Here is a 20,477-nt window from a genome sequence, read left to right as displayed (position 1 = left end):
AGTGTTTTATAAATTTGACGGATATGCTCAAGGTAGACCATATTTCCTTTGCTTATGACAAGCATCCGGTCTTGGAAGACATAAGTTTTACCATAGGTGCAGGGGAGCACGTGGCCATTATGGGTGAAAGTGGATGTGGCAAAAGCACCCTATTAAAGATTATCTACGGTCTGCTACAGCTCAAGGTGGGAACGGTGCATTGGAGCAAGTCCCAGGTAATGGGCCCCTTATACAATTTGGTCCCCGGGGAACCTTATATGAAATACCTCTCCCAGGATTTCGATCTAATGCCGTATACCACGGTAAAGGAAAACATTGGGCAGTACCTTTCCGTTTTTGAACCCGAGGAAATGGAACGGCGCAGCATGGAGCTGTTGCAGATGATCGAAATGGAAGATTTCTCGAAAACTAAGGTCAAGAACCTCAGCGGAGGGCAGCAACAGCGGGTAGCCCTGGCAAGGGTATTGGCGCAGGAACCAGAAATCCTTTTGCTGGACGAGCCCTTTAGTCATATTGATAATTTTAGAAAAAACAGTCTGCGTAGAAATCTCTTCGACTACCTTAAAACGCGAGGGATTACCTGTTTGACCGCTACCCATGATTACCATGACATCCTTCCTTTTGCCGATAGGGTCATTGTACTGAAAGACCAACAGATCCTTGCGGACAAGGATACTTTGGAACTGTACAAAAACCCAAAGCACATATATGTTGCCTCCCTTTTCGGAGAGGCCAATGAAATCCCCATCAATATTGTAAAGTCCTATGCGGATACTAAAAGAAGAATTATTGTTTATGCCCATGAATTCCGGGTTTCCGAAACTTCAGGTCTGGAAATAACGGTCAAAAAAGCCTATCCCATGGGAAGCCATTTTATGATCAAGGGGGAATACGACGGACATATCATCTATTTTGAGTCCGCCGATGGTCTGGATCCCGATACCAAGGTGTTTCTGAATATCTCTCTTGAAACCATCAACAGCCGCTTAATGCCCTAGTCGGAACAGCCATTGGCGCATGTGTCAATCGCCCTATTTAAGTACCTTTGCAGGAAACGTCTACTTTGAACAAGGACCAAGTGGTAAAGGAACTACGTTATAAGGCCATCAGGAGTGGTGGTGCCGGAGGACAACACGTAAACAAGGTGTCCACCAAAATAGAACTGTCCTTTGACCTCGCGGGTTCCAACGGCCTCTCCGAAACCGAGAAGGACCGTTTGTATGAAAAGCTGGAAAACAGACTTAACAAAGAGGGCTCGCTCCTTTTACAATGCGATGAAACCCGAAGCCAATATCGGAACAAGGAACTGGTTACCCAGCGCTTCCTAAACCTTCTTGAAAACCTACTCAAGGTCCAAAAGAAAAGGAAAAAGACCAAGCCCTCCAAGACGGCCAAGGAAAAACGCCTAAGGGCCAAACAGAAAACGGCCGAAAAAAAAGCAGGTAGAAAAAAACCCGATTTGGACTAGGGACTACCGGACTTCCAGAACGGTAATCTCCTTGTCGTTAAAAACGAAGACGTCCCCTACCGATTTTCCCAAAAGGAAACCGCCAATGGGTGTGTTGGGAGAAATACAATATACCAGCCCTCCCTCTGCATGGCACTCCCCTGCAGAAATAGCCAAAAAATAATTGGCTTTGTTCGTGCGCACCAAACTCCCAAGGCCTATGGGGCCCTTGAGCGGGTTGATGTTCACTTTTGTAAGTGCCTGCGTCAGCGCTTCCGCCACCGCCAACTGCTGTCCCAACCGCTCCCTTTCGAGTTGCATGATTGCCCTTCCGGTTTCGTGCTTGTCTCCAGCACTGCTCTTCGTCTCCGAAAATAATGACTCCTGCAAAGTGGCCATTTGGGTTTGGAGACGCGTTACCCTGTCCTTGGCATAGGTTTGACAAAAATCGTAAAGCTGCTGTTTGATCGGGTTTGTGTCCATACTGGTATACTGATGCCTATATCCAATTGCTTTTTTCACCGGAAATCACTACACAAGATCTGCCAACGCCTTTCCAACCAGGCTGCCAATGGCAACACCCATCCCGCCAAGACGGACACCACAATAGACATGGTCCGAAAGCTGTTTTATCACGGGTCGTTTTTGGGGCCCGGTTCCCATAATACCGCTCCAACGCCGTTCTACGGCGAAAGGAACCCCTGGTAGAATAATTTCGTGGAGCATTGTTTCCAGTTGGTTTTGAATCAGTTTGGTCTTGCCGAAATCCATGGTTTCCTCTCCTTCGAAATCCAAATTACGGCCACCTCCCAGAAGGATCCTCTGGTCTATATTCCGAAAGTAGTAGTAGCCCTCGTCCAGATGGAAGGTGCCTTTAATATGAAGTTTCCCTATGGGTTTGGTAATCAACACCTGAGCCCTGGCCGGCCTAATATCCGCTTGTACGAGTTGTGATGCAAATCCGTTGGTGGCAATTAAGAGGTTCTGGGTTTCCAATTCAAACTGATCTGTCTTTATCGCTACCTTGCTTCCTGTTTCCTCAAACCCTCCAACGGCTACGGAATTCAAAATGCTTATCCCTGCTTCCCGTGTCCGCCGCAACAACTGCTGCATCAATTTGCCCGTATCCAACTGGGCCTCCAAACTATTGGTGATGTAATTTTGTTTTACTTTTTCAAACTTGAACACATTGGTCTGTTCTGCAAATGGGCGCTGTCTGAATACAGGTTCCAGCAGGTCATTTACCTTGTCAATGTTTGCCAAACAGCGTTCGTACAGTTCATTTTGGCTTTCCAAAAAAACCTCGTGCCCGCCATAATTTCTGAGATCGATAAGGGAATCCCCTAAGTTACTGCGCAGTACTTGTATGCCGTCCCATCGCATTTGGACCAGATCAAGGACCTCTTCTTCGGAATGCTGGCTGAGGTCTGCCAAAATTTCGGAAATGCTCCCAAAGCATGCAAAACCGGCATTTTTCGTGCTGGCTCCTTGCGGCAAGGTCCCCTTTTCGAGCACTAAAATCTTGGCTTCGGGAAACCGTTCCCTAAGTCGGAGCGCAGATGTGAGCCCAACAATACCGCTTCCTACAACGGTAAAATCGATATGTGACAACCAGGTCTTGTACTCCCAGTAACTTAGGTCCATGCTCATGTATAAAAAACTCCGGTGCTGGCCGGAGTTTGTAAATTAATCATCTGCTTGTGGTTCCATTTCAAAATCCTCCATGAATTTGGTGGTATAGTTCCCGGCCAAATAATCCGGATGGTCCATCAATTGTCTGTGAAAAGGTATCGTGGTCCGTATCCCCTCTATGACAAACTCATCCAAAGCCCGTTTCATCTTATTGATGGCCTCTTCCCTGGTCTGGGCAGTGGTAATCAATTTAGCTATCATGGAGTCATAGTTAGGCGGAATCGTATAGCCGCTGTAGACATGGGTATCCAGTCTAATTCCATGCCCTCCCGGGGTATGAAGGGTGGTAATCTTACCTGGAGATGGTCTAAAATCGTTATACGGGTCTTCTGCGTTGATCCTGCACTCTATGGAGTGTAGATTGGGCACATAGTTCTTTCCAGAGATGGGCACGCCACCGGCAACCAGAATTTGTTCCCTGATTAAATCGTAGTCAATGACCTGCTCCGTAATGGGATGTTCTACCTGTATCCGGGTATTCATCTCCATAAAATAGAAGTTTCGGTGTTTGTCCACTAAAAACTCTACCGTGCCTGCGCCCTCGTACTTTATGTATTCGGCAGCTTTTACCGCGGCCTTTCCCATATCGTCCCTAAGCTTATCGGTCATAAAGGGAGATGGGGTTTCCTCGGTCAGTTTTTGGTGCCGCCTTTGTATGGAGCAGTCCCTTTCGGAAAGGTGGCATGCTTTACCATATTGGTCCCCTACAACTTGTATTTCGATATGGCGCGGTTCCTCGATCAGCTTTTCCATATACATCGCGCCATTGCCAAAGGCTGCTGAAGCTTCTTGTACAGCGCTCTCATAGAGATCTGTCATTTGCTCCTCCTTCCAAACAGCCCGCATGCCTTTTCCCCCGCCACCTGCAGTGGCCTTTATCATTACAGGGTAGCCCATTTTTTTGGCAATTTTCTTAGCCTCGGTGACAGATTCCAGTAACCCATCCGATCCGGGAATTGTAGGTACGCCTGCCTTCTTCATAGTTTCCTTGGCCGTAGCCTTGTCACCCATTTTATCGATATGCTCACCCGAAGCCCCTATAAACTTGATTTCGTGCTCGGCGCAGATCTTTGAAAACTTGGAATTTTCAGATAAAAATCCATATCCGGGATGAATGGCATCCGCATTGGTAATCTCCGCCGCTGCAATAATATTGGGTATTTTTAAATAGGATTCACTGCTAGGTGCCGGACCGATACATACGGCTTCATCTGCAAAGCGCACATGTAGACTTTCCTCATCCGCCTTGGAATAGACGGCAACGGTCTTTATCCCCATTTCCTTACAGGTCCTTATAATCCGAAGTGCAATCTCGCCCCTATTGGCTATCAGTATTTTTTTAAACATCTTCCGAAATTTTAAATTTTAAATTCTAAGTTTTAAACAGGTTCAGATACAGGTAATACGCTCATTACTTGTAGTTTACCCCTTAAAATTTACTAAGATGGATCGATCAAGAACAAAGGTTGATCAAATTCTACCGGTGAGGAATCTTCCACCAATACCTTCACAATTTTTCCGGCTACCTCGGATTCAATATCGTTAAAAAGCTTCATGGCTTCAATCACGCAAAGGACGTCGCCTTTGGCTATGGTGTCCCCGACCTCCACAAAAGCAGGCTTATCTGGAGCCGACTTTCTGTAGAAGGTCCCTATAATGGGTGATTTTATGGTAATATATTTAGAGTCGTCCTCTGCTGCAGAGCTTGGTGTTTCACTTTCTGCGGCAGGCACCTCTGCCTGTACTGGAGGGACCGGTGCTACGGGTGCACCTGCAACCGGTATTTGCTGTACAAAGGTGGTTTCCGGTGCGGAACCTACCGCCCCGGTACGGATGGTGATCTTAATATCCTCCATCTCCAGTTTTACCTCACTGGCCCCTGACTTTGCCACAAATCTGATTAGACTTTGAATCTCTTTAATATCCATGGTGTTCTATTTAGTTGTTTGAATTAGTCTATGGGTTGTACGCCCACTTTAAATATATTGATCCCCAGGTAAATCCGCCCCCAAAGGCAGCGAAAACCAGGTTATCGCCCTTTTTTAATTGTTGCTCGTAATCGTGCAACAAAAGCGGTAAAGTGGCCGAGGTGGTATTGCCATATTTATGGATGTTGATCATCACCTTTTCAGCATCCAATCCCATACGTTTGGCCGTAGCGTCTATAATGCGTTTGTTGGCCTGATGAGGCACCAACCAATGCACATCTTCGTGCGTAAGACCATTGCGTTCCATGATTTTGGCGGAAACATCGGCCATATTGGAAACTGCGAACTTAAACACGGATTTCCCGTCCTGGTACACATAATGCTGTTTGTTCCTTACCGTCTCTTCAGAGGCAGGTAGCATTGATCCCCCCGCATCCATCTTTAAAAATTCCCTACCTATACCATCGGATCTGAGGAACTCGTCCTGAAGGCCCAGGCCTTCCGTATTAGGTTCAAAAAGTACCGCCCCTGCTCCATCACCGAAGATGATACAGGTAGTCCTATCGGTATAGTCAATAATCGAAGACATTTTATCTGCTCCGATCAACAGGATCTTTTTATAGCGACCCGATTCAATATAACTAGCCGCCGTTGACATCCCATATAAAAAACTGGAACATGCGGCCTGCAGGTCATAGGAAAAGGCGTTGGTAGCCCCAATTTCCGAAGCGGTATACGCAGCAGTTGCTGCAACCATGAGATCCGGCGTGGCGGTAGCCACTAACACCAAATCTATTTCTTTGGGATCTAGATTCCTTTTCCTAATAAGGTCTTTGGCCGCCCTTATGGCCATATACGAAGTTCCTTGCCCCTCTTCTTTTAAAATTCTCCTTTCCTTTATACCGGTTCTACTGGTAATCCATTCATCATTGGTCTCCACCATGGTTTCCAAAATTTTGTTGGTCAACACAAAGTCGGGGACATAGGCTCCTACAGCCTTAATGGCTGCCGTTAGTTTGCTCATGCTAAAACTGTTTTTTTGCCAAAAACCTTCAAAAATGCTTCAAAATTGGTGAAAAGTAATGATTTTTTGGGACTTTTAGCCTTAAAAGCAATGATTTTTGAATTTCACTTAAAATCATAAAAAAACTCCCACTCATCTAAAAGTGGGAGTCCCAAAAAATCATCTATCTGCTGAATTATGCAACCGCATCTTCAGTCTTGTCTATCAATATTTGACCTCGATAGTACAATTTGCCTTCGTGCCAATGCGCCCTATGGTACAAATGCATTTCACCCGTGGTGGGGTCCTTTGCCAGGGTAGGGGCAACAGCCTTATAATGTGTTCTTCTTTTATCTCTCCTGGTCTTGGAGATTTTTCTTTTTGGATGTGCCATTATGAACCTTATTTATCCGTTAATAATTTTTTAAGTGCATCCCATCTGGGATCTATTTCTCCCTTGTTTTCCTTAGTCTCTTTTGGTTGGAGTTCCTGTAACTTTTGCAGGGCCTCCGAATGTTTGGTACCATCCAAAACTCCAGGATGAACCCTTTTGGCAGGTACCGCCAACACCAGCATTTCATAAATATACTGGGCAATATTGACTTGATGTTCGCCATGGGGTATGACCAATATGTCGTCATCCTCATCGTTGTATTCCTCCCCAAATTTTACCACCAATTCCAAACTGGCCGTAATAGGTTGGTCGTAGGGCTCGCTAATAATATCGCAATTTACATTGACCGTGCCTTTGGCCATTAGCTCCAACTCCAACATCGTGCTCATCTTGTTCAATATTACCGTTAAATCAATGGCGGCATCATTGAACTCGTCATAACCAAAAGATTCAAAGAACTTATTTTCAATACGATACTCAAACTCGTGCTTTCCTTGCTTTAATCCCGAGAAAGGAATAGCAAATTCCTTATGCTTCATCATGTACAACGCTTGTTTAACGTATCTGCCTTAATCAAAGGCGGGTGCAAAGATATTATTATTTTAGTAAAACCCAACAATAATGGGCGAAATATATTTTGTTCCAAACGGGCTCGGCCAAGCCTATTTCTTTAAAGTTCCATCCGGTGCTAGCGCTTCATTTTTTGCTTTTGCAGGGGGTTCTCCGTGAGCTCTCTATATTCCATTCTGTTCCTATAAATCCGCAATGCCGTGAACAAGGCCTCCTTGAAGGAGCTCGCGTCCGCATTTCCCTTGCCTGCAATCTCATAAGCGGTTCCATGATCGGGGGAGGTCCGTACCCTGGAAAGGCCGGCGGTAAAATTAACTCCCTTTCCAAAAGAAAGGGTTTTAAACGGAATAAGGCCCTGATCGTGGTAGGCTGCCAAAATAGCGTCAAAATTCTTGTATCCATCCGAACCAAAAAAACTATCCGCCGAATAGGGGCCGTACACCAAATGCCCAAGATCGGTTAATTCCTTGATGGTGGGTTTAAGCACCTCATCGTCCTCTTTTCCAATGACTCCGTTGTCCCCACTATGCGGGTTAATGCCCAAAATAGCAATTTTAGGTTTGCGCTGCGCAAAATCCATTTTCAAGGACTTTTCCACGAGGGCAACTTTCCGTTTTATAAGTTCTGGGGTAATGGCATCGGACACCTCCTTTACCGCTACATGATCTGTGAGCAATCCCACTTTGAGCGTATCGGTAACCATGAACATTAGGCTATCTCCCTCCAATTCCTGTGCCAGATAGTCGGTGTGTCCCGGGAATTTGAAATCGGCTTCCTGTATGTTGTTCTTGTTGATCGGCGCTGTGACCAGCGCATCGATTTCTCCTTTTTTCAGGGCTTCAACCGCCGCCTTCAAAGACCTCACGGCATATTTGCCGGCTTCGGCCGTAGCCTGCCCGAAGGCTATCTCTGGTACTTCCTTCCATACGTTCACCACATTTAGCTTCCCATCTATCGCTTTAGAGGCATGGGCTATGCCGTGGTAATTGACTGCAATGCCCAGTTCGTTTTTTTGAAAGGAAATGGTCTTGTTGGAGGCAAAAATTACGGGCGTGCAAAAATCCAACATCCGGGTGTCCTCAAAAGTCTTTAGCACTACTTCGCACCCTATCCCGTTCAAGTCCCCAATAGATATCCCCACTTTAATTTTTTTGCTTTCCTGCATCCTGTGTATTCCGGTATTATCTCTAAATTTACAGCACAAAACTACTTAAATTAAACGAACCATGTTTACTGGGATAATTGAAACTTTGGGCAAAGTGGACCGCTTGGAAACGGAGGGCGGTAATCTTCATATTACGCTTAGCTCCTCCCTGGCCCAGGAATTAAAAATAGACCAAAGCGTTTCCCATAACGGGGTCTGCTTGACCGTAGTGGCCATAAACGGTGAAAACTACACGGTAACCGCTATTGAGGAAACCTTAAACAAGACGAACCTGGGGGGGTTAAAGGTTGGTGAACTTGTTAATCTGGAACGGGCCATGGTACTCGGTTCCAGGCTAGACGGACATTTGGTTCAGGGGCATGTGGACCAGACCGCCCAATGCACCGCAATCGCAGAACAGGACGGGAGCTGGTTCTTTTCTTTTGAGTATGACCCTTCCCTAAACAATGTGACCATTGAAAAGGGGTCCATTACCATTGACGGTACCAGCCTCACTGTGGTGGGTTCGGGATCACATAGCTTCAGTGTGGCCATAATTCCGTATACCTATGAACATACACGGTTCAATGCCTATCGGGTGGGCACCGTGGTTAACCTGGAGTTTGACCTCATTGGAAAATATGTTGCTAAATTGGTCGCTTTACAACAATAGGCGGCGTATTACACTTTTATAAAAATCTTCTTTCTGTGCATCACATAGGCCAGTAACATATAAAAGCTCACCACAGTCAATCCATAAAGTAGGGAAGAGAATTTGGCAGAAAGAAATCCGTGGGTGTATACCGTATCAAAAAGCCAACTGTGCAGGGAAGTCTCCTCATCAACCTTAATGGCGTAAAAAATCTTCGTCACGAAGCTGCTCAAAAAATAAACCGCGATCGCATTGGCGCCGGCATACTTGAAAATACTCCCAAATTTAATCCCCTTTACATCGGAGAGGTAGTAGATCAATGCTAAGAATACGTTGGCCCATCCTGCGGTAACCAGCACAAAGCTACTGGTCCACAAGGCCTTGTTGATCGGAAAAGCCAGGTCCCAGAGATGACCAAGAACAATCAGGACCACACCCATGGCCACCAGCAGGGTCTCTTTCTTTTTTCTTTTGGAAACCAGGACCATTCCGGTAAAAACGCCAAACAATGAAGATGCAATGGACGGCAGCGTGCTCAGTAGCCCTTCAGGGTCATAGTCCGCTCTGTACATATGGGTGCCAAACACCTTAAGGTCAATAAAGTTGGCCCAGTTGTTGGGTGCTCGATCAAAGGTGGGTTCCATCCCGTTGATGGGTAGGTAGCCCATCCATACCCAATAGCCCACCAAAAGGGAAATACAGATGCCCAACAGCACCTTCCAGTTACCGTGCAAAAACAAAAGTGCGGTAAAAAAGAAAACCACCCCTATACGCTGCAATACCCCAGGGAAGCGGATGTCCGCAAAATCCTTGAAAAACGGGAAATAAATGGTGAACGCTCCCAAGAAAAGGCCCAGACCGATCAGTTTTAGGCTCCGTACCGTAATTTTTTTATAGGTCTTGGAATCTGCTTTCTTGTTGCGGTAGGCAAAAACAATGGATGTCCCCACGATAAACAGAAAAAATGGGAATACCAAGTCTGTTGGTGTGTAGCCGTGCCATTTGGCATGCAAGAGGGGTGCATAAACATGGGACCAGGTACCCGGTGTGTTTACCAAAATCATAAGTACAATGGTAAGCCCTCTAAAAATATCGACGGAGATAACCCTTTCTTTCATTACGGCACCTATAAAATAGTATCCTTCATTCGGTTCCATACCCTAATGAGCAAGGCCGCCGAAACTGCTGCCGTGACTGTAAGTCCAGTGGCCCATGCGTAATCGCCATAAATCCAATACCCTGTGGCGAACATACAGGAATAAATGAGTATGCACCCCAGAACCATGGCCTTAAGCCCAGAGGGCACACTCCAAGGTTCGTCCGAGTTCACAATCTCTACCTTATCGGCCTCGGCCTCGGCAATTATCTTTTTCCATCCCGGACCTCCAGGTTGAATTTTTTTATAAAAGTTTTGAAGCACTTCTTTTGACTCCGGTTGGGTCATAAAAGTAGCGGCAAGCCAAATGATCGAGGTCGACAATACAACGAAGGGATATTCTGCCCAATCTGGGAACACCCCAGTATCTGCGGCAAAAAAGAAGGGGCCAACGGCAGTTAATTTTATAACTATTGAAATAATCCCGGAGGCGAACATTGCCGTTATTTCGCTCCAGGCGTTGATACGCCACCAAAACCATCTTAAGATAAAAATAAGTCCTGTGCCAGCTCCAAAGACCAATAACACTTCAAATAACTGTAAGGCGTTCTGCAACAGCAAGGCCAATGCCGCACTAAACACCATCAGGCCGATGGTAGACAACCTTCCCACCGCTACAAGTCTTTTTTCTGAAGCGTTCGGGTTGATCTGTTGCTTATAAAAATCGTATACGATATAGGAGGATCCCCAATTCAATTGGGTGGAGATGGTACTCATGTAAGCCGCTATTAAAGAAGCCAAGACCAGTCCCAAAAGTCCGCTAGGCAGCTTGGTCAACATGGCCGAGTAGGCCAGGTCATGTCCTAATTTGTCTTCCGCCACATTTGGAAACGCCTCGTGGATACTGGCAACATCCGGAAAAACGACCAAGGAGGCCAAGGCGACTAAGATCCAGGGCCAAGGTCTTAAGGCATAATGCATAATGTTAAAAAAGAACGTTGCTCCTATAGCATGGTTCTCATCTTTGGCCGCAAGCATCCTTTGTGCTATGTAGCCACCACCGCCAGGTTCGGCGCCAGGATACCAAGAGCTCCACCATTGCACGGCCAGGGGTATAATAAACAAGGTTATCAATACCTTGGTGTCGCTAAAATCGGGGATGATGGAAAGCTTCCCCGCTACATTTTCATTGGCCATAATCCCGGCAATACCACCCACTTCGGGTAGATTTACCAGGTAGTAGGCCGCCCCAATGGCACCGCCCATGGCCACAAAAAACAATAGAAAATCGGTATAGACCACGCCTTTAAATCCGCCCAGGGCGCTAAAGGTAACCGTTATGAGACCCGCACTGATGACGGTCTGCCAGGGCTCCAGACCCAACATGATGCCACCTATCTTAATGGCGGCCAGGGTAACGGCAGACATCGTTATAACATTGAAAATAACCCCCAAATAGATTGCGCGAAACTTTCGTAAAAAACTGGCCGGACCTCCTCCATAACGAAGTTCATAAAACTCAAGATCCGTGTTGACGTTGGATTTCCTCCAAAGCTTGGCATACACGAACACGGTCAGAAGACCGGTAATCAGGAAGGCCCACCAGACCCAATTGCCAGACACACCGTTCGTGCGAACAATATCGGTCACCAGGTTAGGGGTATCCGTAGAAAAGGTAGTCGCCACCATGGACAGCCCTAATAGCCACCAGGGCATAGTGCGCCCAGAGAGAAAGAACTCTGAAGAACTCTTTCCCGAAGCTTTGGAAACATAGATTCCAATTCCTAAAACGATTGAGAAAAAGCCGATAATCAGGCTATAGTCAAGTGTACTTAGTTCCATAGTTCGGTTTTGGTTAAGCCATAAAGATATTATTTTTTGAGATACCTTTACCCAAGTCTTTCTAAACCCGACCATGTTCCTGTTCACCACCTTGGATATTTCTACACTTTCATGGGTGCTCGCGTTTGCGGGCTCCTTTGTGTTGGGGGTGTCCAAATCGGGCATAAAAGGTATTGCGGTCATTACCGTAACCCTTATGGCGCTGGCCTTTGGTGCCCGGAAATCTACAGGTCTCATTGTCCCTATGCTCGTTGTAGCCGATGTTTTTGCCGTGATCTACTATAACAAACATGCGCAATGGAAGTACATCTTTCGCTTTCTCCCCTGGATGACGCTGGGCATTGTCATCGGTGTCCTTATCGGCAAGGATCTTCCGGAGCGTTTGTTCAAGATCGGGATTTCAATTATTATTCTCATCAGTGTGGGCATGATGTATTGGTGGGATCGACGACCCTCAAAAAAAGTGCCCACCCATTGGGCCTTTGCTGGTCTTATGGGGGTTATGGCCGGTGTCACCACAATGATCGGCAACTTGGCCGGGGCCTTTTCCAATATCTACTTTCTGGCCATGCGCGTACCCAAAAATGTCTTTATAGGCACCGCCGCCTGGCTGTTCTTGCTCAACAACCTGATCAAACTTCCTTTTCACATTTTTGTGTGGAAGACCATAGACCTGGATACGCTCCCCATCAATTTACGACTGCTCCCTGCCATTGCCCTGGGATTGTTCGTAGGGGTCAAGTTGGTAAAACTTATCCGGGAGGGTTTTTATCGAAAAATGATATTGGTCCTTACCGGGATCGGCGCATTGTTGATCTTGTTGCGATAAGATTCCGCCAGCGTTTTGCCTATCTTTGTTTTTTAGAAGCATCCGAAATTCCAAAGAAAAACATGGCAACTTCCGATAGAATGCTCCAGGCCTTTCAGCGTTTTGACGACGCAAACAGCCAAGATCCAAATACGGAATCCTATGAGGGGAAAAGTTACCCGAAAGAGCTGTTATATGCCATTCGAATGACGGATACCCTGAATGCTTTCGCCCCCGATGCATCGGAACATCTGCAGTTGACCGCCCGATGCCAGCACATTTGTCGCTGGGAAATTCCAAGAGAATCCTACGAAATGGATCGCGCGGGCTATTTAAAATGGCGTCAGGATCTTAAAAAATTCCATGTGCAAAAGGCAAGCGTCATTATGGAAGCCGCGGGATATGAAAAGGAAACCATTGATAAGGTGGCCTTTCTTTTGGAGAAAAAGAAATTGAAAAAAAATGAGGAGACCCAGGTTTTGGAGGATGTAATCTGCTTGGTCTTTCTCCAATTCTATTTGGAGGCCTTTGCCGAAAAACACGCGGAGGAAAAGCTCTTGGACATTCTTCGGAAAACCTGGCGGAAAATGTCCAAAAAGGGCCGGGAAGCGGCCTTGGGACTGTCCTTGTCCAAAGTTTCTTCCCAACTCATAGCCAAGGCCATTCAAGATTGATGCCCTATCTTTACAAGGAAATTCAGTAAAAAAGAAGGATCCCGGCATGGAACGGAATGAATTGTACCCCATTTTTTTAAAGGTCTCCCAATTGAATGTTCTCATTGTGGGTGGAGGTAAGGTGGCGTTGGAAAAACTGACTTTTTTGCTAAAGTCCAGTCCCGCTGCCCGAGTGGAAATGGTGGCGTTGGAATTTTTGCCCGAGACCGTGGCCCTAGCCCAAAAACACCAGGTAACACTTACCCAGGATGCCTACCACGCCACTTGTTTGGAAGGCCGGCACATGGTGGTTGCCACAACGGATAAGACTGCTGTAAATGAGCAGGTCTATCACGATTGTCGGGCACGGCACATTCTGGTCAATGTAGCGGACAATCCGCCCTTCTGTGATTTTTATATGGGCGGAATAGTGACCAAGGGGAATGTAAAGGTGGCCATTTCTACCAATGGCAAATCGCCCACTACAGCCAAGCGCCTCCGCCAGTTCTTTGAGGACGTTATCCCGGAGAATATTGATGATCTGGTCAAAAACCTCAATGAGTTCCGAAAGACCCTTAAAGGCGATTTTGAGGAAAAGGTGGAAACCCTGAACGAGTATACCAAAGGCTTGGTGAGCAAGAAGCGGGCCGATGAAAATGAAAAGTCAAACTAAACCAGCCAAAAGAAGCGCTGGCAACTCCCGGAAATTTTCATCTAAACCCATTCCTTAGCCTACTCGCTCTAGGGACACTGCCATTTAATTCGGTAAAATTGCTATATATTTGTAGCCATGGAATCCCGTTTGTGAAATGGCATGGTCATTTAGCCACTTCCCGGACAGATTCTGACCAAACCCGCTCCGATACAAAATTTTCATCTAAACCATGACTGGTCATGAGAATTTTCTTCGGATTATTATGTTTACTTTTCCTTTTTAGTTCCTGTGGTTCCACATCTTTCCTGACCAAGAGGGATGGCTCTACGGGTAGGCTGGGCAGTGCGTCCAAATCCTCGCGCTTGGTACCCAAGGATGCACATAGCTCTCAGGGTCTTTTTACGGTGCACCAGGTGGGAAGCACCTATTACTTTGAGATTCCCGATAGTTTGTTGAACCGCGAAATTCTTGTGGTGACCCGTTTTATAAAGACTCCTGCCGGTGCAGGGAATTACGGAGGCGAGAAGGTAGGGGAACGGACCATTTTTTTTGAAAAAGGCCCAGAGAATACCCTCTTTTTGCGTGTTGCCACCCTGATAGGCACTGCCGATGAGGAAGACGCCATCGCCAAGGCCGTGAACAACTCCAGCATTACCCCTATTTTAAAGGCGTTTGATATTAAAGAGCGTAACGAGGAAGCACAGTCTTCCCTAATAGACCTTACCGATTTCATCAACAGCGAAAATCCGTTGCTGGCCTTGACCGAAGCACAGAAGGAAGCCTACAGACTCTCTGTTTTGGAAAAGGACCGGTCCTATATCAAGGAAATCCGTTCCTTTCCCATCAATACCGAAATTAGAACGGTAAAGACCTATCGGGCAAAGACAGGAAAGGGAAAATCCAAAAAGGAACTCCCGGCGGCAGTGCTTTCAGGGGCTGTCACCTTAGAGCTCAACAATTCATTTATCATGCTGCCGCGTGTCCCCATGCGAAAACGGTTTTACGATTCCCGAGTGGGGTATTTTGCCAGTTCTTATTTGGAATATGGAGATGATCAGCAAAAGGTAGATCGCAATATCTATATACACCGCTGGCGTTTGGAACCCAAACCGGAAGATTTGGAACGATGGAAAAACGGGGCACTTGTTGAACCTAAGAAGCCCATTGTCTATTACATTGATCCGGCAACACCCAAAAAATGGCGCCCCTATCTCATACAAGGCATCAATGATTGGCAGGTTGCCTTTGAGCAGGCGGGATTCAAGAATGCCATCATGGGCAAGGAGTGGCCAGAGAACGACCCCGATATGAGCCTGGAGGATTCTCGGTATTCCGTCTTGCGCTATTTTGCGTCGCCAAGGAAAAATGCCTATGGCCCCAACATCGTGGATCCCCGGAGCGGGGAGATTTTGGAAAGCCATATCGGCTGGTACCATAATCTCCTGAGCTTATTGCACGACTGGTATATGATCCAGGCGGGAGCTGTGGACGAACGAGCACGTAAGATGACATTTGACACTGCTCTCATGGGTAGTTTAATTCGCTTTGTAAGCGCGCATGAGGTAGGACATACCTTGGGGCTACGACACAATATGGCCGCTAGTTATGCCACGCCCGTGGAAAATTTAAGAAACGCGGATTGGTTAAAAAAAATGGGGCATACCAGTTCAATCATGGACTATGCCCGTTTTAATTACGTAGCCCAGCCCGAAGACAGTATCCCTGCAGCCTATCTCATGCCACGGATCGGAGATTACGACAAATGGGCCATCCAATGGGGATATTCTCCAAAGTCCCCAGATAGCACAGCGGTGCAACAAAGAGAACGCTTGAGCCAAATGGTTAGCGATAGCATTGCCGACAACCCCAGATTGTGGTTTGGGGGAGAGGGGCGCGACTTTGACCCCCGATCACAGAGCGAGGATATGGGAAATAACGCGATGATCGCAAGTACCTACGGTATTATTAACTTACAACGGATCTTGCCGCACTTGCCCGAATGGACCAAGGAACGCAGCAGTGATGACTATGAGAATCTAGACCGCCTCTATAAGGCCTTAGTGGATCAGTACAGTGATTACCTTTTTCATGTGGCCAAAAACATTGGCGGCATTTACACCACCCCCAAAACTCAGGGAGATGGTGGGGCGGTATACAGGCCTGTGCCCAAACAGATTCAGAAAGAGGCCTTGGTCTTTTTGGACCATCATATCTTTAGGGCGCCCAAATGGTTGTTACGGAACGATATCCTAAACGCTATACAATCACCACAATCCAAAGAATCGGTAACCCGCACCATGGAGGCTATTATGCTGAATTTGCTCGGGGGAAGCCGTTTGAGCCGCATGACTTTCATTGCGGAACGATATGGTAACGAAAATCCCTATCGGCCGGAGGAATATTTGGATGACCTCAACCAACTCATTTGGGGGGAAATGAACGTATTTTACCAAACAAACGCCTATCAGCGAAAACTACAAAAATCCTATGTGGCCAATATGATAGCGCTGTACAAGCCCGAAAAGGCCAACGGCATGGTAGAGCAGCTACTTGCGAAACTTTCCGAAGGGTATACCTCAAATACCGATGTGCGTTCCCTGGCATTAAGCGAACTGTTGGTATTACAACGCAGGATAAAAGGTACGATCCCGGTAATCACCGATAGGTTGACCATTGCCCATCTGGAATATTTAAAAAGACAGATAACCGAGGTCATTGGGGAGGACAAGGATTCCAATCTTCCGTATATCCCTTTTAACAAGGACCTTTCCATTAAGGCAAATGACGGCAACTGATCTGTCTTCCGAACCAAAAAACCCATAAGGCCCACTGTATTCCCATTTTTTGTACCTTATCGTTGTCTTTAAATCTGTGTAAAATGAAAAATATAATCCTCCTTCTATCTCTTGTGGGCCTTTTATCCATATCGTGCAAGTCCAGTGAGGCCACCAGTGATCGGGTCAATATTTATCGGGCCCAGGAAGCGACCGTGGGAAACGACCAGGTAAGCCTTTTGAACATGATGCGAAAAGTGCCTGGGGTCATTCTTAGGGGCAATATCCCAGTTTTAAGGGGAACGGTGAATTCCGTGCAACAACCGGTGGGCGAACCTCTTTACATCCTTAATGATTATCCTATCGGTCAATCCTTCCAGTCCGTCAATGATTTAATAGACGTTTCCATTGTAAAAAAGATTTCGGTGCTTTCCGAACCTTACTCCGCAATCTATGGTTCGAGAGCTGCGAACGGTGTTGTTGTAATTGAAACATTTTAATAAAAATACCGATTGATATATTTGTAGTTTTTGATTTCAAGTCTTTGGTTTTTAAGACTCTATAACATATGTACTTATCAGTATATTCTATTTTGTCTTTCGCCATTTCCGTTTGATTAGCGGTACGGGCGGAGCTTGGTCCACGATGATTTCCTTCACCAAATACTCAAAATTGTGCAGCATAAAAGCCTTGATTTCCTGCTCCTTTTCACGGCGCGCCGCATAACTGAACATACGGGTATAGTTGACCCCGTACTTCTTAAGGGCGCTTTCAAAAATGTTCGCCACTTCCCTGCGCTTGAAGAAGTAAAACAGCTTCCTTTCTGTAAAAAGGTCTACGAGCATTTTCTCCAGAGCAGGAATAGGGACATTCATCCTGCTTTCGGACCCCTTTTCAACAGGTGAACGAGCGATTAACCGCCTAACAATGACCGGATATTCACTTAGAGCCACGTAAAAGGCAATTTCCTTGCCCTTGGGATCAATAAAAAGCTCATGAGGGAAGTTCTCTTTTAGGTAATAGTACAGTGGGGCTACCGCCTGCTTTTCAATTTCGATAATAAGCATGGGCTTTCCCGCCCTTTGAAGTACAAACTCGTTCAGCCAGGCCGTGTCCCATATACAATAACGAAGCTCACCATATTTTTCGGCTATTCGCTGAAAAAGTGGTAGCAGCTCTTCCGAAAAGACAGGGTCAAATGCAGGGGTTTTGGCGATTGTATATACCCCTCTTTTTACCGTTTTTATGATATTTTTTCGCCTGAGGCTGTGGATCCGCCAGCCCAAGGTTCCCGCCGTCATTCCTGGCTCAAACTGTCTAAAAAAACGAACGAGTTCCTCTCGCGTAAAAAGTTGCTTGTTTTTAAACTCTTCAACCAGCGTATTTTCTATAATTCTTGAAACCATAGTTCAAAATATTCTCAAAGATAACTAATTCCGGTAAATATTGGAATACCAATAATCGGTGTTAATATTATTTTCTGGCAAAAATTGGATTTTAATTTAAAGATATTTATAACTAGATTCTCTTTAACTATATGTTTTACAGTGATTTATGTTCTTGGGCTAGTTTACCCTTACATCAGCGCTAGGATGGATTATTTCATTTGTTGGAAGCACAGGTCATGACCAGGTCCGTTCCAAGAAGTCGATAAAGTTTTGGTGCATAATATTCTCAATATCTCCTTGAGAATAGCCCCGTAGTTTGAGCATATCAGGTACTTTTTGCAAATCCGCTATGGTATCCAGATCGGCCGGGCTTTGTTCCTTCCCGAACGCCCCGTCCAAATCCGTGCCTATGCCCACATGCTTGGAATCTCCGCTTAGTTGGCAAATATGGTCAATATTATCGATCATTTGACCCAAGTTCACCCCCATACCCTCAGGGGTAGATTCCCCTCTAGTCCAATTGGGTACCATCATCCAAGCATCCAGGGCAACACCTATTACCGCTTTTCTGGAAATTAGCTCCTTGATCTGCTCATCGGAAAATTGCCGATTATGATCAACCAATTTTCTGCAGTTGTTATGACTGGCCCATACCGGGCCGTTGTAGATCTTCATGGTTTCCCAAAAACTCATGTCGCACAGATGGGTAGCGTCCAAAATTAAGTTCAATTCCTCTATTTTTTTGAGGAGTTCCTTTCCTTTGCTGCCAATACCCCCGACCGAGTCCGTACCATGGGCATAGGTGCCTGGACCGTAATGGGCGGGGCCAATGGCCCTAAGCCCAGATTCAAAGGATTTTTCCAAATGCGCCATGCTCACAATGGAATCGGCTCCCTCCAAGCTCAAAATATAGCCTATGGGCTTATCAGCGGATGTGCCCTCCCATAGTTTTATATGCTTCTTCAATCCCTGAAGGCCGGTTATCTGGACCATCTCCCCCAAATCCTCCATGGTCCTGTACCATGCCAGCTGTCCTTGGGTCTGGGCCCAAGCCTGTTGAGGCGAATTCCACCCCGGAAGTTGGCTTTCGGGTTTCACATAACGTGCAATCTGTGTGGCTACACAAAGTCCTATATTGCCCTCTCTCATGGCCTGTAAGGAAACGGTATTCTTTCCCCGATCCGGTCTATCGGTCATTCCCCGCTCACTTTCACGGATCTCATCCACCGTCCAGGTGAGATCCCGGTTCCATTCCATGGCGTTCATGGCGAGGTCTAGATGCGCATCGAGTATAAACATGTGATTTACAAATTTAGGATTAGGTAAGCATCTTATGATCGCGGGCCGCAACTTTCCAACGCCCGGTGACTTTGCCCTCTTTAACCGTCAGTACACTATCGTATTTGGCCACGGTGGGACAAATATGCTTGGGCACCACATAAGCAATATCTCCCGGGGCATAGGTGTCCGCTTCGGGGCTTTCCACAACCAGATGCTCCTCGCTCTGACCCATTTGGGTATACTGTCCCGCGTTCAAAAATTCCACCCTTGGAAGCGGCATTTCGGAAGCGACCGATTTATGCCCCAGGTCAAAACATAGGTAATCGGCCCTTGGCTTGCTGATTACCCTGGTCATCAAGACCGCCGCCGGCAGGAATTGCATTTCTGGAAAAAGTCCACCATAGCCACGATCCCATAATAGGGTTGTTCCCGGGCTCGTTTCCACGTTCTTTCTTGCTGCGTGGATTTCAAAGGAGGGCGATCCTCCGGCCACCATATGCTCTACGGGCATTCCTGCTTTTTGTAATCTTTCCTTTAGCTGTATCACCTCTTGGAAGGCCGTATCACACTTTTCTTTCCGCAAGCTAAAGTCGGGGTCCCTGATATGCCCATCATAAACGTGCAGTCCGGCCGCTACCAGCTGAGGGGAATCTACCAATGCCCTGTACAATTCAAAGGCTTTATCGCCCGGGACAATACCCGTCCTGTTCATTCCATTGTTGATATCGAGCCATAGCGAAACCACTTGTTCCTTTAGTTTTGCCATAGTCGCTATTTGGTCGATAATTTGCCCACTGTCTACTATGGCGGAAAATTTTGCCTGCCTGTAGGTTTCCATTAGTGCAAAGAGCCTTGGGATGTTCGCTCCGGTTGGTTGTACCGCCAACAGTATGTCGGTAGCGCCCGATTGCGCCAAAAGTTCCGCCTCCGCTATCGTTGCACATTTAAATTTATATATGCCGTGCTTCAACTGCATCTTAATGATTTCGGCCATTTTATGGGTCTTTACGTGCGGCCGTAAAAACTGGACCCCGCCCGAAATTCCAATCATTCTTTGGATATTCTTTTCAATCCTTTCTGGATACACGAGAAGTGAGGGGGAGATAACCTCCTCCGGCTTGTCCAATGCGTACCAATTTTTTTGCTCCAT

Annotated in this window: 21 protein-coding genes; 8 read left to right on the top strand and 13 right to left on the bottom strand. The window is 46.5% G+C overall.

Annotated features, from left to right (window positions below; all coding sequences use genetic code 11):
- Positions 1–23 precede the first annotated feature (23 nt).
- On the top strand, positions 24–998 hold the full coding sequence (locus ACRD67_RS15475; RefSeq protein WP_430968130.1) for an ABC transporter ATP-binding protein: 975 nt from the start codon (positions 24–26) through the stop codon (positions 996–998).
- Between the two features lie 65 nt (positions 999–1,063).
- Positions 1,064–1,468, top strand: a complete 405-nt coding sequence (gene arfB, locus ACRD67_RS15470) for an alternative ribosome rescue aminoacyl-tRNA hydrolase ArfB (RefSeq protein ID WP_430968129.1) — start codon at positions 1,064–1,066, stop codon at positions 1,466–1,468.
- A 3-nt stretch (positions 1,469–1,471) separates the two neighbouring features.
- Here the strand turns inward: arfB and ACRD67_RS15465 are convergent, their stop codons facing one another.
- The 8 genes from ACRD67_RS15465 to pdxA form a co-directional block, all read right to left on the bottom strand.
- Positions 1,472–1,969 carry a 3-oxoacyl-ACP synthase gene (locus tag ACRD67_RS15465; RefSeq protein ID WP_430968128.1) on the bottom strand — a complete coding sequence of 166 codons (498 nt, stop codon included), beginning with the start codon at positions 1,967–1,969 and terminating at the stop codon, positions 1,472–1,474.
- Between the two features lie 9 nt (positions 1,970–1,978).
- On the bottom strand, positions 1,979–3,091 hold the full coding sequence (locus ACRD67_RS15460) for an NAD(P)/FAD-dependent oxidoreductase (RefSeq protein WP_430968671.1): 1,113 nt from the start codon (positions 3,089–3,091) through the stop codon (positions 1,979–1,981).
- 42 nt (positions 3,092–3,133) lie between these two features.
- A complete protein-coding gene (gene accC, locus ACRD67_RS15455) occupies positions 3,134–4,486 on the bottom strand; it encodes an acetyl-CoA carboxylase biotin carboxylase subunit (protein ID WP_430968127.1) in 1,353 nt (450 codons plus the stop codon).
- Positions 4,487–4,578: 92 nt separating this feature from the next.
- A complete protein-coding gene (accB, locus tag ACRD67_RS15450) occupies positions 4,579–5,067 on the bottom strand; it encodes an acetyl-CoA carboxylase biotin carboxyl carrier protein (protein WP_430968126.1) in 489 nt (162 codons plus the stop codon).
- A gap of 28 nt (positions 5,068–5,095) precedes the next feature.
- Positions 5,096–6,091, bottom strand: coding sequence for a beta-ketoacyl-ACP synthase III (locus ACRD67_RS15445; protein WP_430968125.1), 996 nt, complete (start codon positions 6,089–6,091; stop codon positions 5,096–5,098).
- A gap of 175 nt (positions 6,092–6,266) precedes the next feature.
- The gene (rpmF, locus tag ACRD67_RS15440; RefSeq protein WP_430968124.1) at positions 6,267–6,464 is read right to left on the bottom strand and encodes a 50S ribosomal protein L32; all 198 of its coding nucleotides are present in this window, start codon (positions 6,462–6,464) and stop codon (positions 6,267–6,269) included.
- 8 nt (positions 6,465–6,472) lie between these two features.
- Positions 6,473–7,006: a YceD family protein gene (locus ACRD67_RS15435; protein ID WP_430968123.1), complete on the bottom strand. Its 534-nt coding sequence runs from the start codon at positions 7,004–7,006 to the stop codon at positions 6,473–6,475.
- Between the two features lie 146 nt (positions 7,007–7,152).
- The gene (pdxA, locus tag ACRD67_RS15430) at positions 7,153–8,199 is read right to left on the bottom strand and encodes a 4-hydroxythreonine-4-phosphate dehydrogenase PdxA (RefSeq protein WP_430968122.1); all 1,047 of its coding nucleotides are present in this window, start codon (positions 8,197–8,199) and stop codon (positions 7,153–7,155) included.
- A gap of 61 nt (positions 8,200–8,260) precedes the next feature.
- On the opposite strand from pdxA, the gene ACRD67_RS15425 reads away from it, so the two are divergent.
- Positions 8,261–8,851 (top strand): riboflavin synthase, encoded by a 591-nt coding sequence (locus tag ACRD67_RS15425; protein ID WP_430968121.1) that lies wholly within the window; start codon positions 8,261–8,263, stop codon positions 8,849–8,851.
- Positions 8,852–8,859: 8 nt separating this feature from the next.
- Here ACRD67_RS15425 and ACRD67_RS15420 read toward each other — a convergent pair whose 3' ends face one another.
- Both ACRD67_RS15420 and ACRD67_RS15415 read right to left on the bottom strand, forming a co-directional pair.
- Entirely contained in the window at positions 8,860–9,948 is a 1,089-nt protein-coding gene (locus ACRD67_RS15420) for an acyltransferase family protein (RefSeq protein WP_430968120.1), read from the bottom strand.
- Between the two features lie 8 nt (positions 9,949–9,956).
- On the bottom strand, positions 9,957–11,768 hold the full coding sequence (locus ACRD67_RS15415) for a sodium:solute symporter family protein (protein WP_430968119.1): 1,812 nt from the start codon (positions 11,766–11,768) through the stop codon (positions 9,957–9,959).
- 73 nt (positions 11,769–11,841) lie between these two features.
- On the opposite strand from ACRD67_RS15415, the gene ACRD67_RS15410 reads away from it, so the two are divergent.
- From ACRD67_RS15410 to ACRD67_RS15390, 5 genes are all read left to right on the top strand, one after another.
- A complete protein-coding gene (locus ACRD67_RS15410; RefSeq protein WP_430968118.1) occupies positions 11,842–12,597 on the top strand; it encodes a sulfite exporter TauE/SafE family protein in 756 nt (251 codons plus the stop codon).
- Between the two features lie 62 nt (positions 12,598–12,659).
- Positions 12,660–13,250 (top strand): DUF4202 domain-containing protein, encoded by a 591-nt coding sequence (locus tag ACRD67_RS15405; RefSeq protein WP_430968117.1) that lies wholly within the window; start codon positions 12,660–12,662, stop codon positions 13,248–13,250.
- Positions 13,251–13,296: 46 nt separating this feature from the next.
- Complete coding sequence (locus ACRD67_RS15400; protein WP_430968116.1) at positions 13,297–13,902, top strand: precorrin-2 dehydrogenase/sirohydrochlorin ferrochelatase family protein; 606 nt, start codon at positions 13,297–13,299, stop codon at positions 13,900–13,902.
- A gap of 221 nt (positions 13,903–14,123) precedes the next feature.
- Positions 14,124–16,679, top strand: a complete 2,556-nt coding sequence (locus ACRD67_RS15395) for a zinc-dependent metalloprotease (protein ID WP_430968115.1) — start codon at positions 14,124–14,126, stop codon at positions 16,677–16,679.
- Positions 16,680–16,762: 83 nt separating this feature from the next.
- The gene (locus tag ACRD67_RS15390) at positions 16,763–17,158 is read left to right on the top strand and encodes a TonB-dependent receptor (RefSeq protein WP_430968114.1); all 396 of its coding nucleotides are present in this window, start codon (positions 16,763–16,765) and stop codon (positions 17,156–17,158) included.
- 87 nt (positions 17,159–17,245) lie between these two features.
- On the opposite strand, the gene ACRD67_RS15385 is transcribed toward ACRD67_RS15390, so the two are convergent.
- The 3 genes from ACRD67_RS15385 to ACRD67_RS15375 all read right to left on the bottom strand — a co-directional run bounded on the left by ACRD67_RS15385 (position 17,246) and on the right by ACRD67_RS15375 (position 20,477).
- Positions 17,246–18,064 (bottom strand): DUF6577 family protein, encoded by an 819-nt coding sequence (locus ACRD67_RS15385; RefSeq protein WP_430968113.1) that lies wholly within the window; start codon positions 18,062–18,064, stop codon positions 17,246–17,248.
- A gap of 216 nt (positions 18,065–18,280) precedes the next feature.
- Entirely contained in the window at positions 18,281–19,345 is a 1,065-nt protein-coding gene (locus tag ACRD67_RS15380; protein WP_430968112.1) for a dipeptidase, read from the bottom strand.
- A gap of 19 nt (positions 19,346–19,364) precedes the next feature.
- On the bottom strand, positions 19,365–20,477 hold the full coding sequence (locus tag ACRD67_RS15375) for a D-TA family PLP-dependent enzyme (protein ID WP_430968111.1): 1,113 nt from the start codon (positions 20,475–20,477) through the stop codon (positions 19,365–19,367).

The organism is Eudoraea algarum, assembly GCF_050589645.1.
Lineage (GTDB): Bacteria > Bacteroidota > Bacteroidia > Flavobacteriales > Flavobacteriaceae > JBNGOQ01.
The sequence above is the reverse complement of the archived record's forward strand: the minus strand, read 5'-3'. Positions and strand labels throughout refer to the sequence as shown.